The organism is Bacillota bacterium, assembly GCA_024655925.1.
Taxonomy (GTDB): Bacteria; Bacillota; DTU025; order DTU025; family JANLFS01; genus JANLFS01.
This window is the reverse complement of the sequence record JANLFS010000053.1, coordinates 1-22,614: the sequence shown is the minus strand read 5'-3', so window position 1 is coordinate 22,614 and position 22,614 is coordinate 1. Positions and strand designations below refer to the sequence as shown.

The window sequence follows — 22,614 nt, the reverse complement described above, 5'->3', positions numbered from 1 at the left end:
ATGGGGGAAAGCCCTGGTCTCCCAGCTTGATTTGGTGATGTCTGCCGTGAAAGCCCGGTCTCGGCTGCCCCGAGCCCTCTTGCCGCGCCTGGGAGCGCCTCGTCGCCATGTGCTGGCTTGTCAGCCTCTTCGCCCCTCGACACGGGCTTCCCACCCCCAAGGTCCCGGACGTGGCGCGCAAGCCTCTTTATGTTGATCAGGTGCAACGGCCCGACGTTGTCTGAGGTGATGTTGCCTCCCCACGCCCCGCATCCCAAGGTAAGGGATGGGTGCAAGCCTGTGGTGAACCCTATCGCTCCTTGAGAGGATGGGGTGTTTACGAGAATTCTGAACACGGGCTTCTTGAGCGCGAACTCCCGGATCACCGCTTCGTTCCTCGAGTGTATCGCAAGGGAGTGCCCGAGCCCGCCGAACTTCAGAAGCTCGATGCACCTCTCGCATGCACTCTCCCAGTCACGCTCGGAGTAAAACGCAAGCACGGGACAGAGCTTCTCCATGGATAGCGGATGCTCCCGCCCCACTCCAGACAGCCTAGCCACCAGCACCCGTGTCCCCGAGGGAACCCGGATGCCCGCCATCTCTGCGATCTTGGCCGCGCTCTGCCCCACTACCTTCGGGTTGATCCCGCCCGTCGGGGACACGACCACCCGCTGGACTGCCCCGGCCTCGGCCTCGCTCAGTATGTGTGCCCCTTGCGCCGAAAGCTCCCGGAGCACATCCGCCTCTATCGCTGTCTCCGTCACGATCGCCTGTTCCGATGCGCAGATAGTGCCGTTGTCGAAGGTCTTGCTTGCGAGAATGTCCGAGACCGCCCGGGGAATGTCCGCCGTCCTTTCGATGAACGCTGGGACGTTTCCCGGTCCCACTCCCCATGCGGGCTTTCCGGAGCTGTATGCGGCGCGCACCATCGCGGTCCCGCCCGTTGCGAGGATCGCAGCAACCTGCCTGTGGTGCATCAGTTCCCTCGTGCCTTCCTCAGTCACGGACTCGAGGCACCCCACGACCCCGTCAGGCGCCCCGGCCTCCCGCGCGGCGTCGTTCATGAGCCGGGCCGCAGCACAGGAACACTTAGCCGCGCGAGGGTGTGGGCTGAACACTATCGCGTTTCTCGCCTTCACCGAGACTATGGCCTTGAACATCGCGGTCGATGTCGGGTTCGTGGTGGGAAGAAGCCCCGCGATCACCCCAAGCGGCACCGCAATCTCTGAGACTCCCCGCACGGGATCTTCGGAGATGATCCCCACGGTGCGAAGGCCCCGTATGTGGTCCCACACGTTCTTCGTGGCGAACTGATTCTTTACTACTTTGTCCTTAACAACCCCAAGCCCGGTCTCCTCAACAGCCATGGACGCCAAAGACCCTGCGTTCGCATACCCGACTTCCGCCATCTTCGCGCAGACTCGGTCTATGTCCGCCTGGGAGAAATCCAAGAGCTTCTCCTGCGCCGCTTGGGCCCGCTCTATCAGCCGCCTCGCCTCCGCGATGGATGCGAGATCCCGGTCGATCATCTCCTAGTACCCCTTCCCGTCTGAGGCTCCGCCTTTGACAATAGCCACGCTCGCGCTCGCCCCGATCCTCGTGGCCCCCGCTTTCACCATCTTCTCCGCGGTCTGGGTGTCCCTGATCCCGCCTGAAGCCTTGACCCCCATGCTTTCTCCAACCGTCCGCCTCATCAGGGCAATGTCCTCTGCGGTCGCTCCGCCTGGCCCAAACCCAGTGGACGTCTTGACGAAATCCGCTCCGGCGTACTTCGCGATCAGGCACGCGCGGATTTTCTCCTCATCCGAAAGAAGTGCAGTCTCTAGGATCACCTTGGTCACCGCTTTTCCCGCTGCGGCGTCCACCACTGCCTGGATGTCCCGCTTGACCAGGTCGTAGTTTCCGGACTTCAACGCCCCTACGTTGATCACCATGTCCACTTCCTGAGCGCCGTTGGCGATCGCGTCCCTCGTCTCCATTGCCTTCGCAGTGGGTGTGGTAGCCCCGAGCGGAAACCCGATTACCGTGCATACCCTAACCCCGGTCCCTTTGAGCAGGGATGCGCACAAGGCCACGTTAGTCGGGTTCACGCACACGGATGCGAACCTGTACTGGATCGCTTCCTCGCAGACCTTCCGAATTTGCGCTTCCGTGGCGTCGGGCTTCAGAAGCGTGTGGTCTATCATCGAGGCGAGTTTGGTGTTCACCGCACTCGCTCCAGGCTGGGCGCTGATCCTCGCCGCCCCCGCCTCGACCACCCGGTTCACGGCATCGGTGTTGAAGTCCACGCACAGCCCACAGCCTGTGCAGTCCCCGATCGCACCTGAGCATGTCCCGCTTGCGCCCGCCCCGGAGACTCCTGCACTCGCGTGCGGAGCCCGCGAAAGCGCAGGAATCATCTCCCGGGATATCCGGGCAATCAGTTCGTCTAAGTCCAACCCGGCCACCTCCAAGCCCCAACCAGAGACCCTAGCCTCGAGCAGCCAGGTACCTCCGTTCGAAATCAATCACTTTGGAGACCCGGCGCATGTGCCGTCCTCCCTCAAATTCCGTGGTAAGCCACACTTTGACGATCTCCCGGGCAAGCCCCCCGCCGACGACCCGGGCACCTAAGGTGAGCACGTTCGAGTCGTTGTGAGCGCGGCTCATCGAGGCTGTAAAGGTATCTGAGCAGCTCGCGGCCCGCACGCCCGGGACTTTGTTCGCCACAATGGCGGATGCTGCCCCGATCCCGTCGACCATGATCCCCCGGTCACAAGCACCCCGGGCCACAGCCTCCGCCACCAGGAAAGCGAAGTCCGGGTAGTCAACCGGGTCCGTATTGTGGGTCCCGTAGTCCGAGACCTCGTGGCCGAGATCGACGATGTATTTCTTCAATTCCTCCTTCAGCGGATACCCGCCGTGGTCGGAAGCGATCACAATCTTCACGCCCGCCCCACCTCCACAAAGCGAGAAATTCGCACGCATGGCCCGAATCTCCTTCCGGAATAGAAAGGTATCCGGGCCGGTCGGTGCACCCAACTCATGCTCGCGCTCACAGTGGTGACGGAAGGACTATGCCCTCCCCTGCCTGGTGTCTCGCTCCACCAGTCGCTGCATCATGATGCCTCCTATGATTATGGCGCCTTTTGCGATCTGCTGGGGGAACGGGTGGACACCCATGAGGTTCAAGATGTTCGTGATTATGGCCAGGACAAAACAGGCGATGACAGTCCCGGTCACCGCTCCGCGCCCTCCAAAGAGACTGGTTCCACCTATCACCACTGCCGCAATGGCATCGAGCTCGTATCCCTCGCCCTGACGCGGCTCACCCTGGTCAATGCGGGCGGCCATCAGAATGCCGACCAGAGCAGCCATCAGCCCAGAGACAACATAGGCAGAGATCTTGTACCAATCGACCTCTATCCCTGAGAGTCTAGCCGCCTCTTCCTCTCCCCCGACCGCATAGATCCGACGCCCGTAGATCGTGAATCTGAGCACAAGCTGGGCGACAATCGCAGCTCCGAGCCAGATGATCACCGGCACCGGCACGCGCCCGACAAAGCCAGTCCCCAGAAACTCAAGTTCAGGCCCGATCCCGAAGATGGTCCGTCCGCCAGCGAGAGAGTATGCCATCCCCCTGGCGGCAACCATGGTACCCAGAGTGACCACAAACGGGGCGAGTTTCATCTTGGCTACTAGAAACCCATTCACGAATCCGAATATCGCTCCGGTCAGCAAAGTCAGGACAACTATCACGGGCGTCGGAAACATGGGGTTCAGGGTAAGCACGTACCCTGAATAAATCCCATAATGGAACAGGTAGGCTAGGAACACGCCCGAAAAAGCCACGACTGCTCCAACAGAAAGGTCGAGCCCACCGGTGAGGGCAACGTAAGTCATGCCTACGCTGATGATGCCCACGTACGATGCTTGCCTGGCAAGGTTCATCAGGTTCGTGACAGTGAAGAACACCGGAGACGCCCAGCTACTGACGATAACCAGCACCGCAAGGATGACCAAGAGATTCTGCTCCCGCAGGAACCGTCCGAGCTTCGCAGGACACGGGCTCGACGTGGAGGCTGCGGAATCAGACGTGTCTGGTACGAGGTCTTGTCGCATGCTAAGCCACTCCCATCGCCCTGGCAAGTATCGTCTCCTGGTCCACGGTCGCGGGGTCGTATTCCCCGACTACTCGGCCGTACCGCATCACCAACACTCGGTCGGAGAGGGCCATGATCTCTGGCAGTTCCGACGAGATCATGATAACACTGAGTCCCTCGCGCGCCGCGTCCAGGATGAGTTGGTAGATGTCCATCTTGGCTCCAACGTCCACACCCCGAGTGGGCTCATCCAGGATCAGTAATCTGCACCTGGCGGCCAGCCACTTTGCCAGGACAACTTTCTGCTGGTTCCCGCCGGAGAGGTTCTTGACCGGATGTTCCACACGAGGAGTCTTGATGGCGAGCTTTTCGACGTACTCACCGGCCGTCTGCCTTGCATCGCCACGCTTGAGAAATCCCCACTTCTGGAGACGCCCAAGGATCGGCAGAGTTACGTTCTCCTGAACGGACATGGGGAGGACCAGGCCTTCCTCTTTCCTATTCTCGGGAAGCAGGCCTATGCCGTGCCGGATGCCGTGGGCCGGCGTGTCAATTCTGAGGGCCTTTCCGTCCAAGAGAATCGTGCCGTGCTGCTTCCGGGTCACACCAGCTAGAGCATGAGCAAGTTCGGTTCGGCCCGATCCAACAAGGCCGAATATGCCAACGACCTCTCCACGCCCCACACCCAGCGAGATGCCGTCCCCCAGGCCTGGAGCGATGATGTCTCGGACTTCCAGAAAAGTCCCGGCAGCATGCTTCTCGCGATCGGGGAATTCCGTTTCCACCTCTCGTCCGATCATCATTCTTACCAGCTCTGGTTGGGTCACGTCGCTTACAGATTGCGTTCCGACAACCCTGCCGTCGCGCAACACGGTCACTCTGTCTCCGACACGAAATATCTCCTCCAGTCGGTGGGAAATGTAGATAACTGTTACCCCTGATGCCTTGAGTTGACTGACGATGGAGAAGAGCCTGTTGAGTTCCTCCGCGGTGAGCACTGCCGACGGTTCGTCAAACACCACTACTTTGGCCTCAAATGACAAGGCCTTTGCCAAGGCCACAATCTGCTGGTGAGCAACGCTCATCTCACCCACCTTACGAGTGAGGTCGAGCGGAACCCCGAAAGGTCGGATTAGTCGCTCTGCCTCCCGTCGCATCCTGCGGTAGTTCACTACCCCCCAGCGACTTCCGATCTCCCTGCCCATGAAGATGTTCTCAACCGCGTCGAAGTGCGGGTTCAGGGCGAGTTCCTGGTAGAGCACAGAGATTCCCATCTTGAGGGCCTGATGAGGGCTTGAGAAAGACACCTTGGTCCCGTTAAGCTTCAGGGTACCGGAGTCCATTGAGTAGGCCCCTGCCAGGATCTTGATCAGGGTAGACTTTCCTGCCCCGTTTTGACCGACTAGACAGTGGCACTCGCCCTGCTGGATGGAGATGGAGACACCGTCGAGAGCGCGGACTCCCGGAAAGCTCTTGCTGACATTCTCGATTTCCAGAACGTAGTCGGCAGCCAAACCGATCTCCCTCCCTGGCCTACTTCCTGCCAACAAACCGCTGCATCACAACCGAACCCAGTATGATGAGGCCCTTTGCTATTTGCTGCGGGTAAGGAGCGACATTCGCGAGGTTGAGAATGTTCGAAATGAGGCCGAGCACGATCGCGCCTGCTACCGTGCCGAGAACACCGCCTTTGCCTCCTGACAGCAGAGTGCCCCCGATTACCACTGCTGCGATGGCGTCGAGCTCATAACCGGCACCCTCACGGGGCTCCGCTGCGTTCATCCTGCCAGCCATAATGGCCCCGGACAGGGCCGCAAGCATCCCCGAAACCACGAATACAGTAATCTTCGTCCGGTCCACGTCGATCCCGGAAAGCCGAGCCGCCCGCTCTCCTCCTCCAACGGCATACACCCGTCGCCCAAAGACCGTGTACTTGAGAGTCGTCCAGCTAACCAGGATCCCTATCGCCCACACGATCACTGGCACCGGCACTAGCCCAACCTGGCCTGCCCCAAGCCACTTGACTCCATCCGTGAGCCCTGGAATCGGGAACCCGCCAGCATATGTGAAAGCCAAACCGCGCACTGCCACCATTGTGCCAAGTGTTGCAGCAAACGCTGGTATCCTCGCTTTGGTCACTAGCAAGCCATTTACGAGGCCAATCACTCCGCCCACAGCAACGGTCAAAGCCAGCGCGGCCGGAAGCGGGAGGATAGGGTTGAGTTCGCCCGCCTGCTCGAAGGCATGGGTGAGTTGGGGCATGAACCTGAAGTAGTAGCCCCTCTGCAGAGTTGCAAGAAAGACGCCGGCAAATGCGAAAGTAGACCCGACAGAGAGGTCCGTACAGCCGGTCAGAATAACGAAGGTCATCCCCAGGCTGATCAGCCCATTGAAACTCGACCGGAGGAGGAGGTTCATCAAGTTATTCGCTGTGAAGAACTGCTTGGATACAAGTGAGGATACAATTAGAAGGATGCCCAGAATCAGGTACAGGTTGTAATCTACCAAAAACTGCGTGACCCCCAGGCGGTATCCCGCGCCCGGCGTATGAGGACCATTCGCAAGGGAACGCCTCACGGAGTTCACCACCTTGCCGCTCGTTTGCTGCATTCCGGATTTGTTCCTGAGGGACAGGCCACGCGATGGCGGCCTCCCGGGGACAGACCACCGTGGTCTGCCCCCGGGCCGCTTTTCGCAGGACAGCCTCAGAACACGCTGTCGGGATCGTAGTACTTGTCGACGTTCTCCTTGGTCACAAGAATCGTGCCGGTGATGGTCTTCTCAGGCACCTTCTTGCCGTCGAGTATATCCACCATGATCTCCACGGCCCGACTGGCGATCTCGTACGAGTTATTGATCACGGTAGCGAGATATGGGCCGCCTTTCTTGATTTCCTCGTAGGCCTGACGCTGGCCGTCGATTCCGACGATCAAAACGTCTGTACGCCCCGCAGCCTTGAGGGTCTTCATTGCGCCAAGCGCCATCGCGTCGTTGTGGCAGTAAACCAACTTGACGTCGGGGTTGGCCGCAAGGGCCTCCTCCATCCTGGCCATGCCTTCAGCGGTGTTGTAATGAGCGATCCACGGGCCTACGATCTTGATACCTGGATATTTCTCGCTCAGGACCTTCCTGAACCCGCCTCCACGACCTTTGCCCGCAGAGTCCCCCGGGTCACCGGCAATCTCGATAACCTTACCCTTGCCACCGAGGGTCTTGCCGATGAAATCCCCAGCCAGCTCACCGGCTTTCCACTGGTCGATGCCAACGTAGGCAGTGTGTCCCTTGGCAAGTTCGCGGTCAACGGTCACAATGGGGATCTTGGCCGCGAGAACTTTGTTGATCGCGGACTCAAGAGCAGTCGGCGTGACAGGGTTGACGAGCAGGCCGTCGACCTTCCGGGTCACGAGGTCCTCAATATCGGAGATCTGCCTGGCCACGATGTTGTCAGCGTTGAGCCATATCACTTCCACGTTCAGCTTCGCGGCAGTGTCCATGGCACCCTGGTAAAGCGCGAGGTAGTACGGGCAGTTCATGACCACCTGAGAGAACCCCAGCACGTAGCGGGGTTTGGCCGAGACCGTGGACACTCCGGCGAACATCCCAAAGACGAGAATGCCAACGACCGCACACAACAGTGATCTCTTCAAAGCTCGGGCTGCACGCATTACCAATACTCCTTTCGTTGCGGACTCCAAAGTCCGGCGCTGGAACTCTGTCGCAGTTGACTGGATCGTGCTCCTGGACCGTTGCCCAGTCCCTATCACCCCTCCTCTCGCTACGTTGCTTGACCTTCCCCCTGCGCTTTACTCTGTCCGGCCGGACATCTGCTTGTTGGCCACCTCGTGCATCAGCGCACGCAGCGCTTCGTACGTACGCAGGTACTTGTCGTAGTAGAAATCGTAATCTTCAAAGGCGGCGGGGTCGGGCTCCACTGTGGACGCGACATGAACCATTTCGCGAGCGGCTTCGGTTATGGAACCGTACTCGCCTGCAGCCACCGCCGCGCATATTGCACACCCAAGACACCCCGCCTGCGAGTCGCGCGGGACGTGGATCGGACTCTTGCAGACCGCCGCAAGAGTCTGAAGCCATACCCGGCTTCTGGTCCCCCCACCGGACACGCAAACATGGTCCACGGAAAAACCGGCACGAGACCATGTGTCGAAAATGTGGCGCGTTCCGAACGCCAAAGACTCATATACCGCCCTTACCAGGTGCCCTTTGCTGTGTGAAAGGGTCAACCCCCATACCGCGCCGCGAGAGAACGGGTCCCGCAACGGAGTGCGGTTGCCCTGGAAATGGTCGAGCACTATCAGACCTTCTGCGCCCGGCGGAGTAGACTCCGCAAGCCGGTCGAGAAGGCTGTAGGGGCTCACGGCCGCCGTGCGCGCCTCTGCTACTATGTCTGCCGCGAAATTGTCCTTGAACCACGCAAGAATCGACCCTGCGGAGACCTGTCCCCCTTCCACCAGCCACAGGCCAGGAATCACCGCATCAGGATAAGGGCCCCAAATGCCCGGGTCAAAGACCGGTGACTCTGACAGCGCAAGATGAACCACCGATGATCCAAGAATGACCGCTGCCGACCCTGGCTCAGTCACACCAAGGCCAACCATGCCCACATGCGCGTCGATCCCGCCCTCAGCAACGGGGATTCCCGGCACAAGGCCAAGTTCATTGGCAGGTTCAGGCAGTAGGCGACCGGCCTCTGCCCCCATGGGAAGAACCCGGGAGGGCCACTTCTCGAGCACGCCAGAAAGCCCAACCGCGTCCAGGAATTCAACGGACCAGCCCCCATCCGGACTTGCGTAATTCCATTTGCACGTAGTGTTGCACAGGGAAGCAGTCCATTCTCCGGTGAGTTGGAAGACAAACCAGTCGGTTGTCTCAAGCACGCGATGGGCCTGCTCATACACCTCCGGCTCGTTCTCCAGAAGCCAGAGTGCTTTCGGAGTCATCCATTCTACGGAGTCCCGGCCTCCAACATACCTTAGGACCGGGTGGCGGGTCGAGGAGATTCTCTCCGCCTGCGAGACTGCCCTGCAGTCCATCCACAGTATGGCGGGCATTAGGGGCTCACCATTCGCGTCCACAGCAAGTACTGTCGAGGAGGTGCCATCACAGCACATGGCAACGATGTCGCGGGGATGGACACCTGAGTTCCGGACGCAGTCGGCTACTGCGGCGACAAGTGCTTTCCACACTTCTCGGGCGTCCTGTTCCGCCCATCCTGGCCGCGGAAACGCGATGCCGTATTCCCGTTCACCCGAGGAGACACACTCTCCATCAAGGCTGTAGAGACCGGCCCTGACTCCTTGGGTCCCTGAGTCAACCCCCAACACGTACCGGCCAACTCCTCCCACCGGGTGCGCCCCCTTCCTTGCGTCTAGAATCCGACTTCCTCCCTACGGCCTATGGCAGGAACAAGATCTTGTTGAAGTAGCTGCCTCTGTCTGCGGCCATAGCAAAAGCCTGCTTCACTTGGTCCAGAGCATACCTGTGTGTCACGAGTGGAAGCGCCCGCAGGGCCCTTTGGCCGAAGAAGTGCACGGACGTGGCCCAGTCATTCGTGGATTCATCGGGAGCAAACCCGGAATTCCAGGAGCCCACAATACTGATTTCGCGCCTCATCAACACATCAACGCTGGACTCCGAAAGCGGGAGCCTCGCGTGGGAGATGCCGCAGTACACTACGGCGCCGCCCTTCCGGGCAATGTGAATGGCCTGCTCCTGGGCTGCCGGAGAGCCAGCTATCTCTATGACTCTGGAGAATCCTCCGGGCGCCACACGATGAAGCGCCGCAACTGGGTCCTCATTTCGAGCGTTGACCGTGACATCCGCTCCGAGTTCCTTTGCCAGAATGAGCTTGGGTTCTTGAACGTCCGTCGCTGCAACCAGACCAGCGCCGGCGATCTTGGCCCACTGAATTGCGAATGCCCCTATCGGACCTGCGCCTAGCACGGCCACTGATTCCCCGATCGAAAGCCCACTTTTTCTCACTGCATGAAGCGCCACAGACGCGGGATCGGTCATGGCCGCGGTCTCATAGTCCACACTGTCGGGAAGCCTTAGAAGATTGGCTGTCGGCACGGCCACGTATTCCGCAAAAGCTCCATCTCTCCGTGAGCCGAAGTAGTCGTAAGAATCGCAGAGATGATACTTCCCCAACTTGCAGCTGGGGCACTCCCCACAGGGGATGAGAGGTATCACCGTGACCCGGTCGCCCGGCGTCCACCCCGCTACGCCCGGGCCTACCTCCACCACATCCCCAGCAAACTCGTGGCCGACAGTGGTGGGGTAAGAGTATGTGCCCGTTTGCATGACTCTGGAATGATCGGACCCACATACGCCGGCAGCTTTGACCCGCACTAGTACCTCATCTGGTCCGATGACGGGTATTGGCACCTTTTCGCAGACTATGTTGCCCGGGGCATGAAGTCGCGCCGCCCACATTGAGCCTTCCACCTCAGGGACCACCTCTCCCAACGGTCTCGTGCTATGTAATATACCTAACGCTAATTAACACTTCTACACACTATCTATCTCAAGCCCCAGCGACCTCAGCCGTTCACACTCAGATGCATCTGCGTCTGCGTTCGTGATCAGAAGGTCCGCCTCCCCGACGTCGTTAATGAATGAAAAGGTGGACTTACCCACTTTTGAGCTATCCGCCACCACGATGACCTGGTTCGCCTTTTTCATCATCTGGTGATAGAGTCTGGCCTCCATGGGGTGATGGGTCGTAAGTCCGTGGCTCGAACTGATGCCGTCCACTCCCATGAATAGCTTGTCGACGTAGTGGACGGCGTCCAGGTCACGCTCGGCGGCCAGTCCCACGACAGCGTACGATCGCCTGACATCTCCACCCAGGATTATTGTCCTGATCCCAGTGCACGGTGCCAGTTCGGACGCAATATCTATCCCATTTGTGACCACAGTGATTCCCTGCAGGTTCTTCATCCGCTCAGCTATGAGCCGTATTGTCGTGCCGGTGGTAAGGAGCAATGCGTCGTCCGGCCTGATCAGTTCAGCTGCTCTGCGCGCTATTGCAGACTTCCGGTCCACACTCTGGCGCTGCTTCTCGGAATAGGCGGGCTCCGCAAGTTGATCATCGGAGATCACGGCCCCACCTCTGACCCTGTGTAACCGGCCAGTCCGGGAAAGCCAATCGAGGTCCCGGCGTATCGTCATCTCAGACACGCCAAACCGTGAGCTCAGGGAGGCAATGGACAGGAACGAGTTGCCCCGCGCCAACTGGACTATCTCTCTCCGTCTCTGCTCTGCAAGCACCACTCTGTCACCTCACGATCGGTTATGTGATTATTCGCCCTGCACTGTTAGGTTTCCTGCCACTTACTCACACGAATGTGTTAGATTTCACTCGTATCTAACAACAGGATTCTCAAGATCGCTTGCTGCACCGGTCTCGGATCGGAGCACCCGTTGATTGCGGACTCAAGGCGAGCCATGGAGAGTCGCGGCGAAAACCCCGGAATTCGTTCCGGGGATGAAGCCGATTGTGTGTTCGGGTTGCACATGGTATCATGACGTTTGGTTGTATCCGGTGGGTCCAGAACAAGGCCCTTGGGAACCGGGAGCAACTCTACCAGGAGTGTGGGAAGGGCAGCACCTATAACCGGGACGCCAGATTGCTGACCGAGTGGAAGCGGGAAGCCTCTTGGTTAAGCGAAGTCTCCGCAGTACCGCTCCAGCAGGCTTTGCGCCATCTCCAGACTGCCTACAACGACTTTTTCGCCAAACGAGCCGGGAAGCTGCGATTCAAGCGCAAGAAGGATGTTCAGTCAGCCACTTTCATGCGCAATGCCTTTCGCTGGGATGGCGAGAACCTTCGGCTGGCGAAGACGGACGAACCTCTCCCTATCAGGTGGAGCCGGCGCTTCACAGGTAAGCCTTCATCGGTCACAGTAACCTTGGACAGGGCGGGGCGGTACCATGTTTCCATCCTGGTTGATGAGGAGCTTCAGCCCCTTCCCCCGGTGAAACAGACAGTAGGTATCGACTGCGGGTTGCAGCATGCTGTCATCCCTAGTCGTGGCCGCCCGGCGGACAATCCAAGGTTCTTTGCCAAGGATGAAAGGAAGCTTGCCAAAGCTCAGCGGCAACTCGCAAGGAAGCAGAAAGGCTCCGGGAATCATGAAAAGGCACGTTTGAGGGTGGCGCGTATTCACGCCCGGATTGCCGATCGGCGCAAGGACTGGCTTCACAAGTTGACGACTCAGCTCATCCGCGAAAACCAAGTGGTATGTGCGGAGTCGTTGGCTGTGAAGAATATGGTTCGTGACCATACGCTGGCTAAGGCAATTCATGACGTGGGATGGGGTGAACTTGTCCGTCAGTTGGAATACAAGGCGAAGTGGTATGGCAGAACCCTGGTGGAGATCGATCAGTGGTTCCCATCAAGCAAGCTCTGTCATGATTGCGGCTACAAGTTGGACAGCTTGCCCCTGTTCGTTCGGGAATGGATCTGCCCCGCTTGCGGCGTAGTCCATGACCGGGATCAGAACGCTGCTCACAATGTCGAGTCGGAAGGACTCCGGCTCCTGAACCCTTCGGCCTAACCAGCCTGCACTGCGGGGCACGCAGGAAGCGCCTGTGGAGCCACGATAAGACCAAAGCCTGTTAATCAGGCACGGCACGGGCGATGAAGCAGGAACCCGAAGGCGTGAGCCTCGGGGAATCCTCAGACTTTGGTCCGGGGAGGATGTCAACATTGGAGCATCCGGACTCGCAACCTGCGAGGCAGCGGAACAACACCTTTGATCCTGTCTGTATCCGAGAAGCCCTACCCGGGTGTGATCGACAGATGGTGGAACGCGCATGAGTGTCCAGCCTGTGCCGCACGTTCTTGTGTCCCCAGGCGCTATCGGAGAGATCCCCCGCCTGGTCCATGAAGCAGGGCTTCAGGGGGACTACCTCTTGGTCGCTGATGAGAACACCTATGAGGCAGCGGGTTCGGCCGTACATGATATTCTCTCGGCCGCTGGCCACTCCGTCGTAGAGTGCATCCTCAGACGAGACGGGCTCCTGATCCCGGATGAGCGGGCCGTGGGAGAGGTCACCTTGGCTCTCTCCGAGAACACCCGAGCTATGGTCGCGGTGGGGGCAGGCACCATCAATGATCTCGCCAAGATCGTCGCGTACAGGGCGCACATCCCCTATGCAGCCGTGGCTACGGCACCCTCTATGGACGGGTATCCATCACCACTCGCTCCGATTACCGTGAGAAGGTTCAAGAGGACCTACCGGGCAGTGCCCCCGGCCGTCATAGTGGCAGACCTGAACATCCTGGCCAGGGCTCCGGCGGACATGATCCGGGCAGGCCTGGGAGACGTGATCGGCAAATACACCGCCCTCGCAGACTGGATGCTTGGTCATGTCATCACTGATGAGCGCTATTCGCACGAGATAGCGGCGGAGGTCAGAGAATCCACTGACCGCGCAGCGGGGCTCATCGGACACGATCAGGACGACGCAGACCTGGTTGAGGCCGTGACGAGGGCCCTGATCTCAACTGGCACCTCAATGGCAAGGTGGGGTAACTCGCGTCCCGCCTCAGGCTCAGAGCACCACATCGCCCACTACTGGGAGATGTATGCCGGCCTGTCTGGCGTGAAGGAACACCTGCATGGAATCAGGGTCGGTGTGGCGTGCGTCATGGTCGCTGGTCTCTTTCACCGGTTGTTCGCCATGAGCGAGACCGAAGTGCGGACGCGGCTGTCTCATGCGGTGCCCGAGACCCGTTCCGAACTGGAGGCACGCGTTCATGAGGTTTTCGGACCGATCGCAGAGGAGGTGCTAGCCTGGAGAGATGGGCAGTTCAGGAATGAAGCCTCCCGGCTGGAGCGACATGAGAGGATCATTGAGCACTGGCAATCTCTTCAGCAGTGGGTCCGCTCAAATGTCCCGAGGCCTGAACACATAGCGGGGCTGCTCCGAAGGTGCGGGGCACCGTCGGCGCCTGAGGAGATAGGCTTCGCCCACGAAGGCAAAGAGGCCACTATGAGAAACGCCTGCGAAGTGCGTCCGATTTACACAGTCCTCCGGCTCGCCCAAGATTTGGGCGTGCTGAGATAGCGCAGCCGCAGCGGAACGTATCCGCCCACCCCCTCCGGTCCCTCCTGCACGCATCATCGGGCAACCACATCGCGCTGTCTGTGTCACCCGCCACTCACCTGTGCTTGTTCTGCAACTTCTCCAGGAGCGCGGTGACTCGCTCTTTCGCTTGCCTGGTCTCCTCCACGTCCTTCTCCACCTCGAGCACGAGGATGTCCCCTTCTTTCACCTTTATGGGCATGGCCGAGCTGGGCCAAAGGATTTGGATGTCCTCTTCGGGTCTCACGAGAAGGACCAGGGTACCCTCTTCCACACGGTCGACTGTCACTTTGATCTCCACCGTCACGCCTCCAATCTTACGGATCGCACGTCTTACAGGGGCGCCGACCGGATGCTATCGCCTCCTCGCGAGTGCTGAAGAAAACTAGGTTCGACTCGGAGATGGCAGCCACGTGCGGACATGTCACGTGGTGAAACACTTCCGATTTCGCACTCGCGGCGTAGAGAGGTGAAGGAGGGTCATCCCTGTCGTCAGTCGTGACCTCCCACGTGCGCCCGTCTGTCGTTACAGTAATCGTCCTGTGTTCGTCTGTTCGGTAGATCTGCGTGCCGGCTTTCCTCAGGCGTTCCAGTGTTTCGACGTGGGGGTGGCCGTAGTCGTTTCCACGGCCGACGGAAATGACGGCGACTGAAGGGGTGATTGCCTGGAGGAACTCCCAGGATGTAGAGTGTCTGCTCCCGTGGTGCGCGACTTTCAGCGCAGTCGTGTGAGCAAGCCATCCGCGGCTGTTCATGCGGGCCTCCACCTTGCTGCTGATGTCTCCGGTGAGGAGAGCCGAGAAGCTGCCGTAGATGACTCTGAGCACAACCGAGCAATCATTCAAATCGCTCGAAAGCGGCTCGACTGGCCACAACACCCTGACCACAGCCGGCCCCAGAGTGAACGAGTCCAAGGAGCGCGCCACTGAGAACGGGATATCCCTTAGATCGATCTCGGTGAGGTAGTTCTCATAGGTGGCACTCGTATGGATCTTGCCGGAATCCAGGACCCGGCCAATGGGAAACGCGCTCAGGACAGCAGAAAGCCCGCCTATGTGATCCTCGTGCGGGTGGGTGCTCACCAGGACGTCGATCTTCTCGATGCCTCGCCTTCGCAGTTCCTGAACGACCTTCGGCCCCGCGCTCTTGGGTCCCCCGTCCACAAGCATCGAACAACCGTCGGACGTCGCAAGCAGGATGGAGTCACCCTGCCCGACGTCTATGAAGACAAGCGATAAAGTCCTGGGGGAGTCCTGCGCTTTGATGCTGCTGAGCGCGAGCGCCAGGACCGCGAAGATCACAATGGCCAACCCTGACTTACCACGCCATGCTCTCATGATGCTAACCTCCCGTGCTGTCGCCAGGCCCGCCTGCAGGGCTTGCGCCTTCTCGTGGTGAACGTCGTGGACGTGCTGTCTATTCGGAATATTCGACGCGGAGCGCGCATCTCCTTGACGGCAAGTCACTGATTCCTTTGCGAATATTGATGCTATTTCTCACCCGTCAATATTGCTTGGGCGGGGGTACCGGGCTCCACGTGCCGGGCAGGGTGGGCAGGCTAGCCCCCGCCCACCCCACCCATCCTCACCTCATGATCTTGGGTGGAAGAGCATCCTCCACCCTGGTGGCGGTGATCGGATCCACCGTATCGCGAATGGCCTCTATCACTGCCCTGATCTCGCGTGCTGCATCGTCCGCGGAGGATACAGACACTAGATCCAGGCCTCCGAGGGTCTGGTCCAAGTCCGCTTCAGTGTCCAGCCGGCTCATGAGGGGTCCCATGAACACTTCCTCTCCGAGAAGGCCATCCGGCTCGGCAGATTCCGTCTCCATTTGTCCGGCGAGTTCCGCGGGCAGCTGTGCCGCGAGATTCCGGACCGTGTCCTTTGGGAGAACGCGCCTCAGCATCGCAAGGGTTGCCTCGACCGCGCCCTCTGCCTCCTCCACCGAAGACATGTGGCCACGGTCCGTCACCATGTCATAGAAATCGCCCAGCTGGATCCGGCCACTCATCTTGTGCATCCCTCATTTCGCTTACGAGTGCCGCTTCTTCAGCGCTTCAAATGTGTCCCTTCCCAGATCGTCGAGGGATCGCGCTGTCACGGGGCCTTTGACGAGCCCAGGCAGGCTCCTCTCAAACGGCGTCACCTGGCGCTTGAAGATGACCCCAACCGGGATCCTGTCTCCCCACTCTCGGGCGAACGCCAGAGCGGCCTCCCGGTTGTGCGGGTCGTGCCCGGTCTCGGCGACCCTGTATGTGCGCTCGGAGTACCACTCGTATGTGTTTACTTTGTTGAAGCTCACGCACGGTTGAAGCACATCGACTAGAGAGTACCCTGGATGTCTGACGGCTTCGGTTATGAGCTCAGATAGGTGCTTGGGCTCACTCGCAGCCCCCCGCGCAACGAAAGCTGCTCCGGCCACTATGGCCAGCTCAAGGGGCTTCATAGGTTCCTCTATCACACCCCACGGGGATGTCGTGGTACGAAAGCCCTGGTCGCTGGTGGGAGAGTATTGCCCCTTGGTCAGCGCGTAGATCTGGTTGTTCTCCACGATGTGAGTGATGTCGATGTTCCTTCTGGCGGCATGGATGAAGTGGTTCCCGCCTATCCCATAGGCGTCCCCGTCGCCGTCTGTGACAATGACGGTGAGATCGGGGTTCGCGAGTTTGATGCCGGCGGCGATCGGCAGCGGTCTGCCGTGTATCCCCATATACCCATTGGCGTGCATGTAGTCTGGGAGCTTGCTGCCGCACCCTATTCCCGACACGATCGCCACCTGGTGGGGATGTATGCCGAGACTCACCAGAGCCTGCTTCAATGCGGCCATGATCCCGTAGTCCCCGCACCCCGGACACCACGTGGGCTTCTGCTCGTTTGCGTAGGATTTCACCGACAGGCGGTCCATTACGGCGCTGGCTTCAGACAACCTGCATCACCTCCCGCTCGAGTTCTTCCACTATGTCCCTGGGGGAGACTTGCCTCCCGTCGTACTTGAGCACCGCCCCGTCGAGCTCGAGTCCGGTCGTCCCTTCGAACACGCCTGCAAATTGGCCTGAGTAGTTCTGCTCCACAGCGACGAAACGTGCATCACTCCCGGTCACTTCGTCAGGCAGATCCGGCGAAAGAGGCCAGACGTCGCTGAAGTGGAGAACGTTGGTGGGAGTTCCCCGGGCAGAGAGGGTCACGGCCGCCTCACATGCTGGCCCTGCCACAGACCCCCAACAGACCAAGGTCAGTTCTGCATCGGCCGGACCGTACAGAGTCGGACCTCTCATGTCCCTGAGGGCGGTATCCATCTTCCGCATCCGCTTCTCCATCATCCGTCGCCGCACTCCGACATCCTCCGTGATGTGACCTGCCTCATCATGCTCGTCCGTGGACGGTGCGTGGACGGTGCGGGGATGCCCTATGGCCGCCCTCGGAGAAACCCCCGAATCCTCCCATGCGAACCTCTGGTAGTCCTCCCGGGAGTCCAAGATCTCCGGCGGAAGGAAGCTTCCGCGATCCCGGACCACGGAATCCCAGTCGAATGCGGCGGGACCCACAGTCCGGAGCGACCCTCCGAGGTAGGCGTCACTCAGCACCACTACTGGACATTGGTACTCCTCAGCGAGGTTGAAGGAACGCCAACCCGCCTCGAAGCATTCCTCCACCGTCCCGGGGGCGAGGACTATGTGCGGGAAGTCTCCATGCGAGGGATGAATCGCGAGGAGCAAATCAGCCTGCTCTGTCCGGGTGGGTAGCCCGGTGGAAGGGCCGCCCCGCTGCACATCCACGACCACGATGGGCACTTCAGTCATGGCCGCCATGCCGATGGCCTCTGTCATCAGACAGAACCCGCCCCCAGATGTGGCAGTCATCGCTCGCGCCCCGGCGAAACTAGCACCGGCAGCCATACACACAGCGGCTATTTCGTCTTCCGCGTGAACGGTGACGATCCCGAGCTCCCCGGCCCGCGCAGCCGTCCACTCCAGGATCGTGGTCGCCGGAGTCATAGGGTAAGCAGAGATGAACCGGCACCCCCCTGCTACCGCTCCGAGAGCGAGGGCCTGGTTTCCGTTGATGAGCATCCGAGAGGCAGCGCCCGTGATCTCATGGAGCCTGAACGGAAAATCCGGCCCGTACTTGGACGAAGCGTGGTCATGGCTTGCCCGGGCGGCCTTGAGGTTGATGTCCACCACATGCTCACCCCTGCGCCCGAACTTCTCGAAGATGACCCGCTCGAAGTGGTGTAGAGGATACCCCACCACCCCGAGTGCCGCTCCGACAGCCGCCACATTGAGCGTGGCTTTGCTGCCCGCCTCCTCCGCGACCCGGTTGAGAGGCATTGGCATCGGCCGGATGCCCTTCCTGATGAGTGCGGTCTCGTCCACAGGCAGCTGTTCGTCATAGACCACCCCACCGCCAGGGGCGATGTTCTCAACGTGCGCGTGCGCTGCGTCCTGCGTGAAAGCAGCAACCAGGTGAACTGGGTCACTATGACACCGGACAGGCCGGTCGCTTGCGCGTACCTGGTAGAAGTTGCGCCCGCCCCTGATCCGGGAACGGTAATCCGCCATGCCGAAGACGTGCAACCCTCCCCTGGCAAGGGCAAGGGAGAGGCCGGTCCCAGCGGACTCAACTCCTTGGCCTGCGTCTCCGCCCACCTCGATGGATACGTCCATGCTTCGATCCTCCGGACAGTTCTCTCGCCGCCTCACACCGCGCATTCCACATCCACCTCCGCCGTCGTATTGACCTGCACTCCACATTCTCCCCGGGCCGGGCGCATGCATACGTCCCGAACGCTCAGTGCGGACGTGCCCCGTCCGGCTACCACAGGTCTGGGGCGAAAACGAACGCGAGCGCCAGGCCTATCAACCCAGCGGCGATGCCGTATGTCAAGGAGGGAATAAGATTCCGCCTGACCGTGCGTCCCTCCTCTTCGGGGGCCCCCACGGTGGTGCACGCGGCCACCACGTTGTGCACTGCGATCATGTTGCCTGCGGCAGCTCCTACCGCCTGGAGCGCAAGAACCATAATGCGTGAGATGCCCAGTTCTTTCGCAACGCTGTACTGAAACCCAGAGAAGAGTATGTTCGACACAACACTGGACCCCGCGACGAAGGCGCCGAGCATCCCAGTGAGCGGCGCGAACACCGGCCAGGCGCGCCCTGCAGCCCCCGCCGCCGCCCTTGACATCACAAGGAGCATGCTGTCGACGCCAGTCGCGTTCCCTGACGCTTTCAAGGTCTCGACCGCGGCAAGAGTGAAGGCTAGAGTCACGAAAGCCGGCGCGAGTTGCCTGGCCGTCCCTGACCACGCCCAGGCCACCTGTCTGGCTTTCATGCGATGCAGCGGCCCGGTCACCAGGGCTACCAGGGTGAACGGCATGATTCCCGGCAGGTAGAGGGGCTGGATCGAGTATCTGAGGTTGGTGCCCAGGATGTTCTCCCAGGCCAAGGTGACCTTGGGCGACATCAGCGCGGGTCTGAGCCCGAGCCATGGAACTCGTGTGATCACAAGCAGGGCGACAATGAGAGCGTAGGGAATCCAGGCAAGGACGGGAGACATTGCCCAGCCCGCAACCTTGGCGCGCGCATCGGGGTCCGAATCTAGTGGGCGCTTTCGGGTCGATGCTGGTGTAGCAGCCGCCACGCCTGTCGCGCTCGCGCCGGTCGGAAAGTCCCAAGTCTGGGAAGGCACAAGGAAATCCTTTGACGCGGCGTACACCAGGACGGGTAGGCCCACCGCCGCACCCAAGAGTGAAGGTAGTTCAGGTCCCACAAAGGCGGCGACCAGGAAGTACGGAACGGTAAATGAAACCCCGGCAAATAGGGCAAACGGCCACACCTGGAGTCCCTCGCGGAAGCTCCCACGCTTCCCGAAAAACCGGGTCATGAGTCCCACCGCCAGAAGTGGCAGGAACGTGCCGAGGGTCGCGTGAATCAGGGCCGTCCACACCCCTAGGCTTGCCAGGAACTCAAAGAAAGTCATGCCGAGAGGAAGGTCAGGTTCGACAACCCCACTCAAAGCTGCTCCCACCCCGGAGATGATCGGAGTCCCGACCGCCCCAAAGGAAACCGGGGTGCAGTTCAACGTGAGCGCCACCATGACCGCAGCTGCAGGTGGAAACCCCAGGCCCGCCAGGAGCGGACCCGCCAAGGCCGCAGGGGTTCCGAACCCCGCCGCCCCCTCGATCAACGCGCCAAACAGCCAGCCTACTATGATGGCTTGCACTCGCCTGTCGCGGGACACTCCGTGGAAACCAGATGATATGATCCCCATGGCCCCGCTTTCGCGAAGCATGTTCATCACCAGGACCGCACCGAACACGATCATGGCGATGTTCACGGCACCCAGCGTTCCGCTCACTGCTGCCGCCGCCAGCCACCGCAAAGGCATATCCCAGAAACTCGCTGCGACAACTGCGGCGACCAGCCACGCAATAGGCATCGCCCTTCTCCCCGGCCACATGAGCACCGCCATGAGGAAAATCGCCACAGCAATTGGGAGAAACGCAATGACTGCCCTGGCAGCCAGGGAAGACCATATCATCGGACTGCTCCTCGGCAAAACGAGTCTCAGTCGCTAGTATGGCCCAGTTGCAGTGTGACTGATCGCCCGTGCGCCTCAACGCTGAGCATCGAATATGGTGGTGGCAGACCTGAGACTAACGTTTGGGAGGGTGATTGGACGTGGTGATCCCTGAATCCACACAGCGGCTTTTCAACCACCTGATTCAGGTCGAGAACGTCTCCGCTCAGCTTTATCTCGCCATGTCAAGCTACTTTGGCAAGATAGGTCTATCAGGAATGGAGAATTGGCTCCGGCTACAGTACAAAGAGGAACGCGGCCACGCAGAGAAGCTTATCGACCATGTGGTCGACCGGGACGGGACCGTAAGGCTGCTTCCCATTCCCGAACAGCCTTCTAGCTTCGGGACGCCTCTTGATGCATTCCAGAACGTGTTGCGGCATGAACAGTACGTTACCGAACAGTACCGGGAGGCGTATGGCATCGTGACCCGAGAGAACGATCTCGAAAGCCTGCCGATCATTCTGGACTTCCTCAGGGAACAAGTGGAGGAAGAGGCGCAAGCGGACGTCATAGTGGACAGACTGAGGATCAGCGGAAGCGATCCGGCCGCGATCTTGTTGATAGATCGGGAGCTTGGGCAACGAGGCCGCTGACCACGCGGTGCGGCACCGGCGTGTCAGGCTGGGCCGACGCGTTTGGCGATCGGACCCACAAGCAGGGGTTTCCCAGAGAGGCAATGTTCGGCGTTCTCCTGGAACCATCGGACTGTGTCCCGGACCGACTCATTCAGGGGCCGGGGCGAGTATCCCAGCTCTCGGTGGGCCTTGGCACAAGTGACGTATGAGTTGCTTCTGAGCGTCTGGATCGAATACCGAGTGAACCGTGGCTCCTTGTGGGTGAGGGCGTAGTAGGCGGGAGCGAGTTCCGCAGCCAAGCTGGCAACCCACGCCGGCAATGCCAGATACGGGAGCCGCTCCCCCACTGCCTCCTCGACCATCCGGACCAACCCGCAGACAGTGACCCGCGCGCCGGAGAGGATGTAGACCTCCCCGGTCTTGCCCTTTTCGCAAGCTTGAATGTGTCCTGTGGCGACGTCCCTCACATCTACGAAGTCGTAAGCGCCGTCTGGAACCACTCTCACCCTCCGCCCCGCAATATCCAGGATCAGCCGTCCCATGACGGACACTCTGAAGTCGTATGGGCCTATGACGCCTGTCGGGCAGATGATCACGGAGTCTAACCCTTCCTCGGCAGCGCGGAGGACAGCTAGAGAGGCCTCGGCCTTCGACCGATCGTAGTGGCCTCTGGCTCTTTGAGGATCGAACCCACAGGTCTCATCGATGACTGTCCCGTGAGGCGGCTCAACGAGCGCATGGATGGAACTCGTGTACACCAGCCGACGCACCCCCGCACGTAGGCAGGCCTCAATCACATTGTAAGTGCCTTCCACGTTCACGCGGCGGACGGGGTCCCGCTTCCCCGGGAGTATCGATACAATCCCCGCCAGGTGGTATACGACTTCCGCTCCCCTGAATGCCTGGGCAAGTGAGGCCGGATCGAGCAAGTTCCCGGGCACTTTCTCCACTCGCAGTCCTGCGAGGGGGCGTGTGTCCTCCGACGGCAGAACGAGCGCCCTGACCCCCTGCCCCCTCGCTTCGAGCTCCCGCACCAGTACGTTCCCGATGTGGCCTGTGGCACCTGTGACGACTATCATGCAACCTGCCCCCCTCCCTCGTACTCAGCTCGCTGCGTGCAACTGTTGTCACCACGAGGCGCGCACGGCAAAGCCGCCTGCGAACTGAATCGTCAGTCACCTTAAGTATCGGTGAGTACGGGGTGGTTGTCAAAGGGCCGCCACCACCAAACTACGCGGCGTCGGGAGCCCCCGCCTTCAGGCGTGGGGAGGAGACGCCGCTTCC

The 22,614-nt window shown here is 60.3% G+C and carries 20 protein-coding genes; 3 read left to right on the top strand and 17 right to left on the bottom strand.

Annotated features, from left to right (window positions below):
* From NUW23_09475 to NUW23_09430, 10 genes are all read right to left on the bottom strand, one after another.
* On the bottom strand, positions 1-1,508 hold a 1,508-nt coding region (locus NUW23_09475; GenBank protein MCR4426402.1), incomplete at its 3' end, for an acetaldehyde dehydrogenase (acetylating).
* 3 nt (positions 1,509-1,511) lie between these two features.
* Positions 1,512-2,186, bottom strand: a complete 675-nt coding sequence (deoC, locus tag NUW23_09470) for a deoxyribose-phosphate aldolase (protein MCR4426401.1) — start codon at positions 2,184-2,186, stop codon at positions 1,512-1,514.
* Positions 2,187-2,448: 262 nt separating this feature from the next.
* Positions 2,449-2,907: a ribose 5-phosphate isomerase B gene (gene rpiB, locus NUW23_09465; GenBank protein MCR4426400.1), complete on the bottom strand. Its 459-nt coding sequence runs from the start codon at positions 2,905-2,907 to the stop codon at positions 2,449-2,451.
* 126 nt (positions 2,908-3,033) lie between these two features.
* Positions 3,034-4,080 (bottom strand): ABC transporter permease, encoded by a 1,047-nt coding sequence (locus NUW23_09460; GenBank protein ID MCR4426399.1) that lies wholly within the window; start codon positions 4,078-4,080, stop codon positions 3,034-3,036.
* 1 nt (position 4,081) lies between these two features.
* Positions 4,082-5,575: a sugar ABC transporter ATP-binding protein gene (locus NUW23_09455; protein MCR4426398.1), complete on the bottom strand. Its 1,494-nt coding sequence runs from the start codon at positions 5,573-5,575 to the stop codon at positions 4,082-4,084.
* A 19-nt stretch (positions 5,576-5,594) separates the two neighbouring features.
* Positions 5,595-6,638 carry an ABC transporter permease gene (locus tag NUW23_09450; protein MCR4426397.1) on the bottom strand — a complete coding sequence of 348 codons (1,044 nt, stop codon included), beginning with the start codon at positions 6,636-6,638 and terminating at the stop codon, positions 5,595-5,597.
* 128 nt (positions 6,639-6,766) lie between these two features.
* On the bottom strand, positions 6,767-7,726 hold the full coding sequence (locus tag NUW23_09445) for a substrate-binding domain-containing protein (protein MCR4426396.1): 960 nt from the start codon (positions 7,724-7,726) through the stop codon (positions 6,767-6,769).
* 138 nt (positions 7,727-7,864) lie between these two features.
* Entirely contained in the window at positions 7,865-9,424 is a 1,560-nt protein-coding gene (locus NUW23_09440) for an FGGY-family carbohydrate kinase (GenBank protein MCR4426395.1), read from the bottom strand.
* Between the two features lie 49 nt (positions 9,425-9,473).
* Complete coding sequence (locus NUW23_09435; protein MCR4426394.1) at positions 9,474-10,526, bottom strand: galactitol-1-phosphate 5-dehydrogenase; 1,053 nt, start codon at positions 10,524-10,526, stop codon at positions 9,474-9,476.
* Positions 10,527-10,589: 63 nt separating this feature from the next.
* Entirely contained in the window at positions 10,590-11,354 is a 765-nt protein-coding gene (locus NUW23_09430; GenBank protein ID MCR4426393.1) for a DeoR/GlpR family DNA-binding transcription regulator, read from the bottom strand.
* Positions 11,355-11,605: 251 nt separating this feature from the next.
* Here NUW23_09430 and NUW23_09425 point away from each other — a divergent pair, with 251 nt between their 5' ends.
* Together NUW23_09425 and NUW23_09420 are read left to right on the top strand one after the other, a co-directional pair.
* Entirely contained in the window at positions 11,606-12,640 is a 1,035-nt protein-coding gene (locus tag NUW23_09425; protein MCR4426392.1) for a transposase, read from the top strand.
* A gap of 259 nt (positions 12,641-12,899) precedes the next feature.
* A complete protein-coding gene (locus tag NUW23_09420; protein MCR4426391.1) occupies positions 12,900-14,156 on the top strand; it encodes a sn-glycerol-1-phosphate dehydrogenase in 1,257 nt (418 codons plus the stop codon).
* Between the two features lie 94 nt (positions 14,157-14,250).
* On the opposite strand, the gene NUW23_09415 is transcribed toward NUW23_09420, so the two are convergent.
* The 6 genes from NUW23_09415 to NUW23_09390 all read right to left on the bottom strand — a co-directional run bounded on the left by NUW23_09415 (position 14,251) and on the right by NUW23_09390 (position 20,713).
* Positions 14,251-14,475 (bottom strand): DUF3006 domain-containing protein, encoded by a 225-nt coding sequence (locus NUW23_09415; GenBank protein MCR4426390.1) that lies wholly within the window; start codon positions 14,473-14,475, stop codon positions 14,251-14,253.
* 16 nt (positions 14,476-14,491) lie between these two features.
* On the bottom strand, positions 14,492-15,511 hold the full coding sequence (locus NUW23_09410) for an MBL fold metallo-hydrolase (GenBank protein MCR4426389.1): 1,020 nt from the start codon (positions 15,509-15,511) through the stop codon (positions 14,492-14,494).
* Between the two features lie 247 nt (positions 15,512-15,758).
* Entirely contained in the window at positions 15,759-16,187 is a 429-nt protein-coding gene (locus NUW23_09405; GenBank protein MCR4426388.1) for a DUF2267 domain-containing protein, read from the bottom strand.
* Positions 16,188-16,208: 21 nt separating this feature from the next.
* Positions 16,209-17,102: a 2-oxoacid:ferredoxin oxidoreductase subunit beta gene (locus NUW23_09400; GenBank protein ID MCR4426387.1), complete on the bottom strand. Its 894-nt coding sequence runs from the start codon at positions 17,100-17,102 to the stop codon at positions 16,209-16,211.
* The gene (locus tag NUW23_09395; GenBank protein MCR4426386.1) at positions 17,095-18,840 is read right to left on the bottom strand and encodes a 2-oxoacid:acceptor oxidoreductase subunit alpha; all 1,746 of its coding nucleotides are present in this window, start codon (positions 18,838-18,840) and stop codon (positions 17,095-17,097) included. Before NUW23_09395 ends, NUW23_09400 begins: the two co-directional genes overlap by 8 nt.
* A gap of 148 nt (positions 18,841-18,988) precedes the next feature.
* Positions 18,989-20,713 (bottom strand): L-lactate permease, encoded by a 1,725-nt coding sequence (locus NUW23_09390; protein MCR4426385.1) that lies wholly within the window; start codon positions 20,711-20,713, stop codon positions 18,989-18,991.
* A gap of 146 nt (positions 20,714-20,859) precedes the next feature.
* Between NUW23_09390 and NUW23_09385 the strand changes: the two genes are divergently transcribed.
* The gene (locus NUW23_09385; protein MCR4426384.1) at positions 20,860-21,348 is read left to right on the top strand and encodes a ferritin; all 489 of its coding nucleotides are present in this window, start codon (positions 20,860-20,862) and stop codon (positions 21,346-21,348) included.
* Positions 21,349-21,371: 23 nt separating this feature from the next.
* On the opposite strand, the gene NUW23_09380 is transcribed toward NUW23_09385, so the two are convergent.
* Positions 21,372-22,409, bottom strand: a complete 1,038-nt coding sequence (locus NUW23_09380) for an SDR family oxidoreductase (GenBank protein ID MCR4426383.1) — start codon at positions 22,407-22,409, stop codon at positions 21,372-21,374.
* Positions 22,410-22,614 lie beyond the last annotated feature (205 nt).

Bases quoted from the DNA above. Each gene is read 5' to 3' on its own strand.
- NUW23_09460 (MCR4426399.1), bottom strand. From the start codon at position 4,080: ATGCGACAAGACCTCGTACCAGACACGTCTGATTCCGCAGCCTCCACG.
- NUW23_09410 (MCR4426389.1), bottom strand. From the start codon at position 15,511: ATGAGAGCATGGCGTGGTAAGTCAGGGTTGGCCATTGTGATCTTCGCG.
- NUW23_09405 (MCR4426388.1), bottom strand. From the start codon at position 16,187: ATGAGTGGCCGGATCCAGCTGGGCGATTTCTATGACATGGTGACGGAC.
- NUW23_09395 (MCR4426386.1), bottom strand. From the start codon at position 18,840: ATGGACGTATCCATCGAGGTGGGCGGAGACGCAGGCCAAGGAGTTGAG.
- NUW23_09420 (MCR4426391.1), top strand. From the start codon at position 12,900: ATGAGTGTCCAGCCTGTGCCGCACGTTCTTGTGTCCCCAGGCGCTATC.
- NUW23_09390 (MCR4426385.1), bottom strand. From the start codon at position 20,713: ATGATATGGTCTTCCCTGGCTGCCAGGGCAGTCATTGCGTTTCTCCCA.
- NUW23_09445 (MCR4426396.1), bottom strand. From the start codon at position 7,726: ATGCGTGCAGCCCGAGCTTTGAAGAGATCACTGTTGTGTGCGGTCGTT.
- NUW23_09380 (MCR4426383.1), bottom strand. From the start codon at position 22,409: ATGATAGTCGTCACAGGTGCCACAGGCCACATCGGGAACGTACTGGTG.
- NUW23_09425 (MCR4426392.1), top strand. From the start codon at position 11,606: ATGACGTTTGGTTGTATCCGGTGGGTCCAGAACAAGGCCCTTGGGAAC.